Origin of the sequence: Sorangium sp. So ce296, assembly GCF_051529605.1 — a bacterium.
Lineage (GTDB): Bacteria > Myxococcota_A > Polyangia > Polyangiales > Polyangiaceae > Sorangium > Sorangium cellulosum_D.
Genome location: NZ_CP150325.1, coordinates 7,625,073 through 7,637,912, shown reverse-complemented (window position 1 = coordinate 7,637,912; position 12,840 = coordinate 7,625,073). Strand labels below are relative to the sequence as shown.

At 76.1% G+C, this 12,840-nt stretch carries 4 protein-coding genes; 1 reads left to right on the top strand and 3 read right to left on the bottom strand.

The window, feature by feature from the left end:
• Positions 1-59 precede the first annotated feature (59 nt).
• Positions 60-1,712, top strand: coding sequence for a phytoene desaturase family protein (locus tag WME98_RS28255; protein WP_437944859.1), 1,653 nt, complete (start codon positions 60-62; stop codon positions 1,710-1,712).
• An 18-nt stretch (positions 1,713-1,730) separates the two neighbouring features.
• Here WME98_RS28255 and WME98_RS28250 read toward each other — a convergent pair whose 3' ends face one another.
• From WME98_RS28250 to WME98_RS28240, 3 genes are all read right to left on the bottom strand, one after another.
• Positions 1,731-2,147: a YkgJ family cysteine cluster protein gene (locus tag WME98_RS28250; RefSeq protein WP_061623527.1), complete on the bottom strand. Its 417-nt coding sequence runs from the start codon at positions 2,145-2,147 to the stop codon at positions 1,731-1,733.
• Positions 2,148-2,316: 169 nt separating this feature from the next.
• Positions 2,317-8,064, bottom strand: a complete 5,748-nt coding sequence (locus WME98_RS28245; protein ID WP_437944857.1) for a hypothetical protein — start codon at positions 8,062-8,064, stop codon at positions 2,317-2,319.
• The gene (locus WME98_RS28240) at positions 8,061-12,836 is read right to left on the bottom strand and encodes a tetratricopeptide repeat protein (RefSeq protein ID WP_437944855.1); all 4,776 of its coding nucleotides are present in this window, start codon (positions 12,834-12,836) and stop codon (positions 8,061-8,063) included. Before WME98_RS28240 ends, WME98_RS28245 begins: the two co-directional genes overlap by 4 nt.
• Between the last annotated feature and the right edge of the window lie 4 nt (positions 12,837-12,840).

Below are 12,840 nucleotides of genomic sequence, written 5' to 3'. Positions count from 1 at the left end.
AGCGGCAGAAGCGCGCAGCCAGGCTCCTCCTCCGAGCATCGGAGTCCGAGGGGGGACGCATGAGGGACGCGGATACCGTCGTCATCGGATCGGGCGCCGGCGGGCTCACGGCGGCGCTCGCGCTCGCGCGCGCGGGACAGAAGGTGATCGTCGTCGAGCAACACTACCTCCCCGGCGGGTGGACCCACAGCTTCTCGCTGGACGGCTATCTGTTCAGCCCGGGAGTCCACTACATCGGCGAGCTCGGCCCGGGAGGCGCCGTGAGGCGGCTTTATGAGGGGCTCGGCCTCTCGGAGGATCTCGAGTTCTGCGAGCTCAACCCGGATGGGCTCGATCACCTGATCGTCGGCGAAGAGCGGTTCGACGTGCCCAAGGGGTTCGAGCGGCTCGTCGCCCGGCTCACGGCGCGCTTCCCGCACGAGGCGGCGGGGATCGCGCGGTACTTCCGCGTCCTCCGCGGGCTGAGCGACGATCTCGGCCGCGTCGACGAGATGCTCGAGTTCCCGAAGGTGCTGCTCTTGCCGTTCAAGGCGCCGGACCTCGTGCGCTGGGGCCTCCGCACCCAGGAGGATCTGCTGGACGCGACGATCCGCGACCCGCTGCTGCGCGCGTTCCTCGCGGCGCAGGGGGGCGATCACGGCCTCTCGCCGTCGCGCGTCGCGCTGCCGATCCACGCGAGCATCATTGGCCATTACCTCGACGGCGGGTATTACCCGCGCGGCGGGGCGAGGCGCATCCCGCTCGCGATGATCCGGGCGCTGCGCCGGCTCGGGGGGCAGGTGCGGATGCGCGCGCGGGTGAGGCGCATCCTCGTCGAGGGCGGGCGCGCGGCCGGCGTCGAGCTGGAAGGGGGCGAGATCGTGCGGTCGGCGAGCGTCGTCTCGAACGCGGACCCGGCGATCACCTACGGCGAGCTGCTCCCGCCCGAGCTGACCGCCCGCGAGCGCCGCAAGGTCCAACGGATGGAGTATTCCGTGAGCCTGCTCAGCGTGTTCTGCGCCGTGGACATGGATCTGCGGTCGATGGGCTATGACTCGGGCAATTACTGGTGGTACCGCGGGCGCGACGTGGGCCGCATCTACGAGCGCGCGGAGCGCCAGATGCCGCGCGGCGCGGTGGACGGGCTGTTCCTGACCATCACGACGCTGAAGGACCCCGGCCACCCGACGCGGGGCAATCACCACACCATCGAGATGTTCACGTTCGTGCCCCACGGCCCCTTCGCGCGCTGGGAGAAGACCCGCACGGGCAAGCGAGGCGCCGAGTACGAGGCGCTCAAGGAGTCGCTCGGAGATCAGATGATCGCCGCGGCGGAGAACGTCATTCCCGGCATCTCCCGGGCGCTCGTGTTTCGCTCGGTGGCGACGCCGCTGACCAACGATTTCTACTGCGCCTCGCACCGCGGCGCCGCCTACGGCACCGCCAAGACGCCCTGGCAGCTCGGCCCGCTGTCGTTCTCCGTCAAGACGAGGATCCCGGGGCTGTACCAGTGCGGCGCGAGCACGCTGAGCCACGGAGTGGCCGGCGCCGCGATGTCGGGCCTCATGGCCGCGCAGCGCATCATGGGCGCGGCGCGCGCGGGGGACCTGCTCGGGCCGGCGGACGGCTCGCTGCGGGTGTATCCCGCCGACCGACCGGAGGAGTGGCTGCACGAGAAGAGAAGAGCCGCCGAGGCGGAGGCCGACGCGGACGAGCGCAACGAGACGACGTGAGCCCTGCGACGCAGGGCGCTAGCCAGCAGGCGTCCGGGACCGGAACGTGATCTGCACGAGCGGCATCACGTTGGGATCGTCCTGCGTCTCCCGCTCGAACTGGAGCACGTCGTAGTACCCGCACCGCGGCCTGCCGGGGTAGTCGCGGCAGACCTCCGGCCGCGCCTCGTAGATGGTGCAGCCGCGCGTCGTGAGATCGAGGAACCGGCAGACACGGCCGAGCAGCGGATCCGACTGCCGCCGGAGGATGCGCTCGCCGTTGTAGCGCTTCGTGAAGCGCTCCTCGGCGGCCTCGAGCGTGAGACCGAAATGACGGGCGAGCCGCCGCAGGTCGCGCGGCGTCACCTCGACCCGCTCGTAGATGGAGCAGCAGTAGGCCGGGCACTTCGAGCAGTCGTAAGAGACGCGGCGCTTCGCCTTGAGGGTCGTGGTCATGGATCGTGAGGGACGTGCGGCCGATGCCGGCGAGGAGAGGCGGCACGCTCGCTGACAGGCAGCGGAGCATACGCGGCCGCGCGAACCTCCGCGACGGCGAAGTGCTCGCGACGGCGCGCTCAACATAGCGCGGCGGCGCGCGACGACGAGCGCGCGGGCGCCCGCGCGCTCACTCGGTGAACCCGAGCTGCTCCCGCGCCTCGGCCAGGCCGTCGCTCACGGCGAAGACGATGAGGTCGCGCGCTTCGGCGTTGCGCCCGATCCAGGTGACGCGGTCCTTGCCCCCGGCGGGCGGCGCGTTCGTGTGGCCGCCCGACCAGGCGATGCCCGTGAGGGCAATGCTGAGGTCGCCCACCGCGAGGAACGCAGCCCGGTTCCCCCAGCCGTTGATCGCCGTGTTCAGCGTCGACGCCCGGTTGCCGATCGAGCCGATGACGTCGGCGGCGAGCACGCCGAGCTTCGGATCCAACCCGCCCGTCGTCACCCGCTCGATCCGGCCCTGGTACTCGCGCAGGCGACCGGCGTCGGCGCCCTGCGGCGTCCACGAGGGCGTGAGCGCCTTTAAATAGGCCGCGAGCAACGGCCAGAGGTCGATCGGCGCCGTCCGCGAGAAGGCCGAGGCGTTGGTCTGGAGGATCTTGACGGCACGGTGGATGAGGAAGAGCCGGACGTCCTCGCGCGGCGAGGCGACCAGGGGCTGCCCGAGGACGATCTTCGGCGGGCTCGAGGAGGCCGGGACGCAGACGGCGCCGAGCGCGGCCGTCACGTAGACCTGCAGGTTGGGCAGGCCGTACGCCGCCCCGACGCCGCGGGCCAGGTCGGTGATGTCGGCGTGCTGCGGCGGCAGCGGGGTCGCGCGGATCGAGTCGAGATCGAACGGCACCGCGGCGTCGAGCAGCGGGCCGGTCTTGAGCAGGAGCTCGCGGAACGCCGCGGTCATGAGCTCCGGCGCGAGGTGGACGTCGAGGCGGGCCGCGCCCGCGGCGTTGCCGGCGCCGCCCATCGCCGCGTCGCGGCCGTCGAGCGCGGCCACCGTCGCGCGCGCGATCCTCGAGGCGCCGGCGCGGCCGCGGAGCTCCGCGACCGTCGCGACCGTCGAGAACAGGTACGGCTCGAAGCGGCCGGTGTTCAGCGCGCGGCGGGCGTCGGCGAGGGCGCGATCGAGCAGGACGCCCGCCGCGGAGGCCTGATCGGTGCGCTGGTAGTAGCGGGCCAGCGCGCCGAGCGCGAAGTCGTCCTTGGGCCACGTCTTGCGCGCCGTGAGCAGCGTGGCCTCGGCCTTCTTCATGTCCCCCATCGACTCGTAGATCTCGGCGAGCTCCGCCGTTCGGCGGCACTTCTGCTCGGGCGCCTCCGCGGCGTTGATGAGGAGGTTCTGCTGCTCGAGCGCGCGGGCGCCGTCGCCGGCGCGCTTGTAGAGCGCGACCAGGCGCTCGCGCGCGCTCACGTCGCCCGGCGCGCGCTTCAGGATCTCCTGGTAGGCGAGCTCGGCGCGCTCCGCGTTCGGGAGGTGCTCGTCGTAGAGCTCGCCGAGGCGGAGGTAGATCGCGACCTGCTTGTCGGGATCGGGCACGAGGCGCGCGAGCCGGATCCAGGCCTGCTCGGCGCCGGCCCAGTCGCCCTCGCCGGCGCAGACGTCCGCGAACGCGGACAGGGCCTCGACGTGGTCGGGGTTCGCGTCGAGCGCGGCGGCGAGCGCCCGCTTCGCCGCCGCCACGTCGCCGACGTCGGCGAGCGCCCGGCCGCGGAGGACCTCCATCTCGACCCGCTCCGCCGGATCCGTCACCGCGTCGAGGCGGCGCTCGAGGAGGGCGGCGAGCTCGGCGCGCGCGCCCTCGGCGACGTAGATCGCCCTGAGCCGCGAGAAGACGTCGGCGTACGACGGGTCGACCGTGGCGACCGCCTCGAGGACGTCGCGGGCCCGCGCGGCGTTCTGGACCTTGTCCTGCCAGAGCACCGCCGCGGCGTAGAGCGAGTGCGCGCGCCCCTCGGAGCCGACGCTGGCGCCCGCCGCGGACTCGAGCGCGGCCGCGGCGGCGGCGGCGTCGCCGCCGCGCTCGAGCGCGTCGGCGAGATCGAGGTGCGCGACGAGGTAGTGCGGGACGAGCGTGATCGCGTGCCGGAAGAAGGCGACGGCGTCCTCGATCGAGCCGGCGAGGAGGGCGTCCTTGGCGGCCCGCACCGAGAGGGCGGCGGCCTCGGACGGGCGATCGGTGCGCTCGATGAGCTGGCGATCCGCCTCGATCGCGAGGGCGTGATCCGCCTTCGCGCGGGCGTGCGCGGCCATCTGGCGCAGCGCCCAGATGCCCCGGGGCTCGTTCCTGTACGCGATCTGGACCGGCTCGAGCGTCTCCTCCCACGGGAGCACGCGCAGGCGCAGCCGCGCCGACAGGAGCGCGTGCGCGATCGCCTCGGGGCCGTCGAGGACGCGCGCGATCTCGAGCGCGATGGGCTCGAGCTCCTCGTCGCGCCCCTCGCCGATGAGGTAGGAGGCGACCCGGCGGAGCGTCGGCAGGTGGTGCGGCGTCTCCTCCAGGATGGAGCGGCGCCAGAGCAGGGCGTTGCCGGGGTCGCCGCGCCCGAGCTCGTCGAGCTCCGCGAGGCGCTCGTAGATCTCGAGGCGCTCCGCCGCGTCCGCGGCCTCGCGGGCGCGCGGGATCAGGGCGTCGACGAGCTCGCCGGCGCCGTGGCCGGCGACGGCCGCGCGGTAGAGGGCGATCGGCGCGAGCGCGTCGTCGCCCGCGGCGATCGCCTGGCGGGCCGACGCGGCGGCCTGCCCGAGATCGCCGGCGCGCTCGAACTCGAGGGCGGCCTCGAGGGCGAGGCGCGCGGCCTCGACGCCCGTGGCGGCGCGGTCGTCGCCCTCGGCCGGCGCGTCGCCGCCCGGGTGGAGGGCGCGCATCAGCTCGGTGGCGCGATCGGCGCGCCAGGAGGCGCGGTCGGCCGGGGGCTCGGGCGCGAGCCGCTCGAAGAGCTCGCGCAGGCCGATGTCCTGCGGGCGCGAGCGGTGCGCCGTCTCGAGGAGCGACGCGGCCGACGCGGGGTCGGCCTCGGCGACGAGGAGCGCCTCGCGGACGAGGTCGTGGGCGCGCTCCAGCGGGTCGGTCGCGCTCTCGCGGCGGGTCCGGAGCCACTCGAGGAGGCCGTCGCGGTCCACGCGGGCGCGCGCGCTCCGCTCGCCGAGGTGGAGCGCGACGGGGAGCTTCGGATCGATCTGCGCGGCGCGCGAGAGCAGGCGCTCGCCCTCCTCGTTGTCGCCGGCGTCGAGCAGGCGGATCGCCGCCTCGGTGACGAGCACCGCGGCGCGCGGCCCCTCCTCGAGCGTGAGCGCGTGCTCCGCGAGGATGCGGGCCGCGCCGACGCCGCTCTCCTGCGCGGCGCGGGCGCGCGCGGCGCCCTCGTGCTGCGGATCCGCGCCGCGGGCGCGATCGAGATCGCTCATGGCCGCCCGCTGATCCCCGGCGATCTCCGCGATCACGGCGGCGGCGAGCGCGCTGTCGCGCTCGGACGCGACCTCGCGGAGCGCCGCCACGGCCCTGGCGACGCGGGCGCCGCGATCGCCGTCGAGGTCGAGCTCGAGCGAGAGGGCCCGGAAGAGCGGGCTCTCGGGCGCGGTGTCGCCGTAGGTGACGACGGCGCGAGAGAAGGCGTCGCTCGCGTCGATGCCGCCCTCGGCCGGGACGGCCTCGCGGGAGAGCGCGCGGCCGAGGACCGCGGCGGCGCGGGCGCTCGGGCCGCCGAGGGCGCGCACGCCCCGCGGCGCGGGCGCCTGGGCCGCCGAGCCGCCGGCGTCGCTCAGGGCGGCGCTCGCCGCGGCGGAGAGCGGCGCGAAGTCCGGATCGTCGGCGAGGGCGTCGAGCCACGGCTCGATATCGCCGGCGGAGCCGCCGGCGAGCGCCGACAGGACGATGCGGTCGGCCGGCGAGAACGCGTCGCCGTCGTCGAGCGTCGCCTCGCGCGCGGCGGCGGCGTCGCCGAGCTCGATTGCCTGCGCGGCGAGGGCGCGCCGCGCCTGGCCGGCGTGCGAGCCCGCGGCGACGGCGCGGAGCGCGCCGAGCGCCGCCGGGCGGGTCTCCTTGCGCGCGGCGCTGAGCGCGGCGGTGAGCCACGCGACGCCGGGCGCGAGCGAGGTGCCGCGCAGCGGCTCGAGGCTCGCGAGGCCCTCGGAGAGGTCGCCGGCGCGGAGGTGGGCGCGGGCGCGCAGCAGCGCCTCGTACGGCGTGGCGGGGGCGGCGCGGCCGCGCGCCGGCCGCAGGGCGCCGCGGTGCGCGGCGACCTGCGCGCACGCCGCGGCGAGCGGCGCGAGCTCGGGCGCGTCGGGGAGGCGGAACTTCGCGATGGCCGAGCCCTGGGCGTCCGAGTCCGGCGCGGCGAGCGCCTCGCAGAAGCGCTGGACGTGCGGGCGCGGATCGGCGGGGTGCATCCGGGCCGCGAGCTCCAGGCGCTTGTGCGCGCCGTCGGGATCGGCGAGCGAGATGCGGGAGAGCTCGGCGCCGAGCACCAGGTTGTGGCAGCGCGCGGCCGGCGTCCCGAGGATGCGGGTCTCGGCCTCCAGCGCGTCGAGGGCGGCGGGCAGGTCCCCCTCGCGCATCAGGAGCCCGCGGAGCTGCCGGTGGGCGAAGATCAGGCTCGGGGCGAGCTCGCGCGCCTCGGCGGCGATGGCGCGGGCGGTCGCGTCCTCCCCGGCCATCACGTAGAGCTCGGCGACGGGGAGCAGCGCGCGCGCCCGGGACGTCGGGTCCTCGATGAGCTCCGCCTCGGCGCGGAGCCAGGCGGCGCGCGCCGCCCAGACGTCGCGCTGCTGCGACTGGACGAGGATCGCGCTCGCGTCCTGCTCGGCGTCGAACACGGACGCGGGCGGCGGGATCGACGGCAGCGGCGGGAGGCTCTCGGGCGCGCGGGCGGGCGCGGACGAGCGCGGCGCACCGAACGCCGCGCCGACCTCCGGCCTCCGGCTCGCGACGCGCGTCTGGGCGAGATCGTCCTCGTCGGCCGGCCCGTCGAGGAGGCTGGACTCGTCCACGAGCTCGCCGGGATCGCTCTCGATCGCGGCCTGGTCCCAGTGGCTCGCCGGGGCGGGCGGCTGGCCGGCGTACGGCCGGGTCGTGGGCCCGGGCTCGTCGAGGGCCTTCGTCTCCTCGTCGTCGAAGCCGGTCGTGTCCTCGTCGTCGAAGTCCGGCGCCGCGGCGCGCCGGCTGCTGTTCACGAGGCTGGGCGGCGCGAACTCGAACGGGGAGTCGCCGCCGTCGGGGATGGGCGTCGCGCGGTCGCCCGGCTCGGCGGTGTCCTCGTCCTGCACCGGCTCAAGGCGCCTTTGCTGCGGCTGCGGCGGCAGCGGGGGCGGCGCCGCGGCGGCGGGCTGCGGGCGCGGCGGGGCGGGCCTCGAGGACGCGGACGGCGCCGGGATCTTCGGCGTCCGATCGCTCGGCGCGAGCTCGGCGGCGGGCGCCTTCACGTCGCTCGGCCTGCCCGAGCGCGGCGGGGCCACGGGGCGGGGCAGCGACGGGGGCCGCGGCGGCGGGATGGGGGGCGAGGCGCCCCGGCGCGCGCCGGGCAGCGCGGGCGCCGAGGTCACGACCCCGTCGTCGGCGTCCTCGCCGCGCTGGTCCTCGAAGAGCATGTCGAGGAGCGCGTCGCTCTCCCCGGCGCTCTGCGCCGGCCGCGCGGGCACGGGCACCGGCTCGCGCGAGAACAGCTGCTTCAGGCCGCCCTCGCCGACGCGCTCGCCCTCCTCGGCGCGGATCGACTTGATGAGCTCGTCGGGGATCTTCGCGAGGAGCGTGGCCTCCTCGACGTCGCCCTCCGAGACCGCCGCGCCGTACATCGCCGGCGGCGGGACGGTGATCTTCTCCTGCGACGGGGTGCCCTCCTCGCCGCCGTTGCCAGAGGAGCTCTTGGATTGCGGATTCTTGCTCACCGGACCCCCATCCCGAGCTTCTTCCGGAGCTCGAGGTAGCTCTGCGACAGGACGAACGCGACCAGCTGGCGCGCCCGTTCGCTCTCGGCGACGACGCCGCCGAGCTGCTCGCGCGGGGTGTTGAGGATGTCCGAGAGGACCAGCGACACGTCGCCGGCGGCGATGACGGCCATGCGATCGATGCTCCTGCGGGCGGCCTGCGCCCAGCGGTGCGGATCCTGCTGGCTCGAGACGATGCGCTGGCACACCTCGGCGATGGCCTTCCGGGTCGCGCGCGACATCTCCTTGTGGATGGCGCGCGAGACCTCGCCGAAGACGGCGTACGGCGGCTGGGGGACCGCGAGGCCCGCCTCGATGCACGCCGCCGCGACGAGCGAGGCGACGGTGTTGTCGTCCCGGGTCCTGAGCGACGTGATGCCCCGACGCAGGGCGAACGCCTCGCGCGCGATCGCCGAGCGCGAGGCGGCGTCGAGCGGCGCCGTGATCTCGGGGCCGAGGACGAGCGCCGGCAGCTGGCCGTAGATGCCCGTCGCGCCGCGGGGGCTCGGGCCGCCGACGTAGAGCTCGAAGTCGGTCTCGAAGCTGAGCGCGCCCATCCACTCGGCGACCGCGACGCGGAGCGGGTGGCCGCCGCGCGCCTCGATGCGGTCCTTCTTCCCGACGCCGAGCGACACGAGCGAGGGGCCGAGCGCCATGGAGATGGTCTCGGCCATCTTCGCGAACAGCTCGCCGACCGGCCCGGCGTCGAGCGGATCGGCGATGTCGGCCATGGCCTTGGCGTCGAGGGCGATCTGCGGCCGCGCCGGGACGCGGGCGTCGATCTTCCTGAGCTCCGCGGAGATGCCGTCGTCGATCCGGCCGAGCGCGACCAGCGCGCCGAGCGTGGCCTGCCGGAGCGGCGCGTCCTGCCCGGCGCCGGCGATCTTCGCGAGGAGCGCGACCCGGTCCGCGTCGATCGGGTCCGACGCGAGCGCCTGGATCAGCGTCGCCTTGGCGCGGCCGAGCACGCGGGTGCGGAACGCCGGGTCGTAGTCCGTCGTGAGGACGAGATCGATCGCCTCCCCGTCGTCCGGGGCCTCCTCGAGGAGCTTCGCCACCGCCCGCTCCGCGCGGCGGGGCGCGCGGAGCTGGTCCCGGTAGATGGCCATCGCGAGCCGCGCCGCCTCGATGCGCCCGTCGGGGGCGTCGCGCTCGACCATGAGCTCCTCGAGCAGGCGCGTGGCCTCCTCCCAGGCGCCGACCCGGGCGGCGACCCGCACGAGGCGCTCGCGGACCACGAGCGTCGACAGCCCGGCGCGGTGCAGGCCGACCAGCACCTCGAGCGCCTTGTCGTGCTCGCCGAGCTTCTCGAACGCGTCGACGGCCGTGATCCCCGACATGAGGCGCTGCTCCCCGGGCGCCTTCGCGACCCGCGAGAGCTCGGCGTAGAACGCCGCCGCCTGGCCGAGGTCGCCCTGCGCCTTGGAGATGTCTGCCGAGAGCGCCAGCGCGCCGATGTGATCCGGCTCGAGCAGCGTCACGTTCTCTAGCGCGGCGAGCGCCTCGTCGAGCTTGCCCTTCTTGCGGAGCACGCGCGCGCGCTCCCAGAACAGCTTGCAGATCTCGAGGTCGTTGTCGGCCACGCCGAGCCGCCGCTCGACGATGTCGAGCAGCCGATCGTCCTCGTTGCGCGCGCGGACCCGGCGGAACAGCCGGTCGAAGGCGACGCCGCGCCGCGGGTCGCGCGCGAAGGCGCGATCGAAGGCGATCTCGGCGTCGTCATGCGCCTCGGTGTGCTGGAGCAGCAGGAGCCCCGCGCTCTCCCAGAAGCCCGCGCCGCGCGCGTCGTCCTTGCAGAGCGCGCCGAGCTGGGCCGAGGCGAGCGCCGTCGACACCGGATCGCGCAGCGCCTCGGACGTGGCGCGGACGCCCTCCCAGGCGGCGACGTCGTCGGGCCTCCGCTCGACCACCGCGCGGAACGCGCCGAGCGCGCGCTCGTGATCGCCGGCCGCGAAGTCCGACCAGCCCGCGAGGGAGAGCGCGGTGAGCTGCGCGTCCTCGCCGAGCGCGTCGCCGAGCCCGTGCAGCGCGGCGGCGCGGCGGCGCGGATCGCAGCCCGGGAGCGCGAGCTCCAGGTTGGCGAGCTGGGCGGGCGCGTGCTCGCCCGACAGGAACGGGCGCGGCAGGTTCGGCTGGTCGAGCGCGCCGACGATCGCGGCCGAGGCCTCCATCGCCGCGCGGGCCTCGCCCTCCATGTGGCGCGCGAGGGCGCTCCGGGCGGCGACCTCGGCCTCGCGGTCCTCGGCGCCGAGCGCCGCGCCGAGCCACTCGAGCTCGGCGTGCGGGCTCGGGTCGGCCGCGGCCCACGCCGCCGCGCGCGCCGCGGTGCGCGCGCGGTCATGGTCGAGCGTGCGCGCGAGGCGGAAGCGCTCGGCGTGCGCGATGGACGTGGCGCCGTCGCCGCGCTCCTCGATGTAGTCGAGCGCGCGCTCGACGGCGCTCCGCTGCTCGAGCGCCGGCTGCCAGAGCAGCCGCCCGAGCGCGGCGGCGAGGGCGAGGTCGTCGCTCGCCTGCGACTCCAGCGCCTCGAGCGTCGCGAGCGCCTCGTCGGCGTCGCCGCCCTCGGCCGCGCCGATCTCGAGGCCGAACCGCGACAGCGCGAGCGCCGCCGGGTCCTCGCCCGCCTCGCCCGCCACCTCGAGGGCGCGGCGCCGGCTGAGCAGATCGCTCGCCTCGTGGCCGCGGAGCGCCCAGGTGAGCGCCGTCGCGCCCGACCGCGGCGCCTTGCCCCGCGCCGCCTCGAGCTCCTCGACGGCGCGCCCGCGCTCGCCGTCGCGCCAGAGCAGGATGGCCGCCTCGATGTGCAGCGCCGCCGACAGATCGGCGTCGTCGATCGCCGCGGCGCAGGTCGAGAGCGTCGCGGCCGCGGAGGCGGGGCTCCCCGCGCGCCGCTCCAGCTCGGCCAGGAACACGGCGACGACCTCGTCGTCCGCGGACTGCTCGAAGAGCGCGCGGAGCCGGCTCCGCGCGCGATCGAGCTCGCCGCTGCGCGCGCTGCGCAGGGCCGCGACGAGCCACAGCCCGCGCGCGGTCTCCGGGCCCTCGACCTCCGCGAGCGCCTCGATCACCGTCGGCGAGCGCCGCGGGCCGGGGGCGCCGGGCTCGTCGCCGCGCTCGCGCCGGCTGCGGACGAGATCGACCGCGAAGGCGCCGAGCGCCCGCCCGAGCCACGCGTTCGGCGCGGCGCCGCCGTCGTCCGCGCCAGCGGCGGCGAGCTCGGCGAAGGCGCCCTCGGCGCCGTCCGCGTCGCCCCGGAGCAGGCGGCTCCTGCCGATCTCGAACCACAGGCTCGCCTTCTCGGCCGGGTCGACGCCGGTCGAGAGCAGCCGCTTCGTCGACTCCTCGTACCAGGCCGCGTCGCCGCGGAGCGCCGCGAACGACCGCCCGAAGCGCGCGAGCACGCCCGGGTGCACGCCGGCCATGCCGGCCTGCGACAGGGCGTCCTTCGCGGCGCCGACGTCGTCCGTCCGCACCGCCCAGACGTAGGCCGCGAGGAGCAGCGCGCGCCCCCTCGCCTCGTCGCTGCCGTACGACGCCGCCGTCGCCTCGAGCGAGGCCGCGAACGCGGACGGGTCCTGGCCGTCGCCGAGCAGATCGATCTCCAGCGCGCGCGCCGGGATGCACTGCGGGTCGGCCGTGAGCGCGCTCCGGAGCGCCGCGAGGGCGGCCTCGCGGTCGCTCGCCAGCGCCGCGGCCTCGGCGATGCGGAGCCACAGCGCCGCGGCGCCGGGCCCGCTCGCGCCGCGCGCGATCTCCTGCTTGGCCAGGCCGGCGGCGGCTTCGGCCTCGCCGGCGGCCTCGAGGGCGGCGATGCGCGCCCGCCCGAGCAGCGCCGACTGGGGCAGCCGCTCCGCGGCGCGCTCGAGGAGCGACGCGAAGCCGCCCGTCCCCGCGCGCTGCGTCAGCTCGGCGGCGCGGAGCCACGCGTCGGCCGCGTACTCCGGCTTGCGCATGTACCGCGGGACGCCGTTGGCCTCGCCGCTCGCCTCGTCGTCGAGCGCGTCGGCGATGAGCTCCGCCTGGCCCTCGAGGGCGCGCGCGAGCGCGCCGAGGTCCTCCTCGCGCCGCGCGATCGCCTCGAGCGCGAGCTGCGACCGGAAGCGCGCCCGCCCCTCCAGGGCGGCGGCCGCGTCGAGCAGCTCGTAGGCGCGCTCCACGTTCTCGGTCGCGGCGGCGAGGTCGGCGAGCTCGATGAAGAGCAGCCCCTTCCACGTCGCGTCGGTCGCGAGCTCGGCGCGGGCCTCGATCGCGCGCATGCGGCCGGCGAGGTCCCCCTCCTTGGCCGCGATGAGCTCGAGCTCGAGCCACGGCGTCGCGTCCTCCGGGTTGCTGAGCGCCGCCTCCTCGAGCGCCTCCTTGGACGCCGCGAGGTTCTGCTCGTGGTCCTGGAGGTACGCCGCGCGCTCCCAGAACGCGCGCGCCCGCTCCTCGGGCGTGGCCGCGGCGCGCGTGAGCGCGTCGAGCAGCTTGCCGAGGTTCTTGATCGACTTGCGGCGGGTGAGGATGCGGACCAGCGCCTCGAGCGGCTCGCGGAACTGGGGGTCGGCGTTGAACGCGGCGAGGTAGTCGCGCGCGGCCGTGGGCTCTTCGCCGAGCGCCTCCTCGAGCGCGCCGAGCTCGTGCAACAGGAGCGCCTGGAGCTGTCGCTCCGGTTGGTCGCCTTGCTCTGCGCGGAGCCGCGCGATCAGGGCCGTCATGCTCTCCACGTGCCCCTCGGGTACCTGAACCGTCATCTCG

Bases quoted from the DNA above. Each gene is read 5' to 3' on its own strand.
- WME98_RS28255 (WP_437944859.1), top strand. From the start codon at position 60: ATGAGGGACGCGGATACCGTCGTCATCGGATCGGGCGCCGGCGGGCTC.
- WME98_RS28250 (WP_061623527.1), bottom strand. From the start codon at position 2,147: ATGACCACGACCCTCAAGGCGAAGCGCCGCGTCTCTTACGACTGCTCG.
- WME98_RS28240 (WP_437944855.1), bottom strand. From the start codon at position 12,836: ATGACGGTTCAGGTACCCGAGGGGCACGTGGAGAGCATGACGGCCCTG.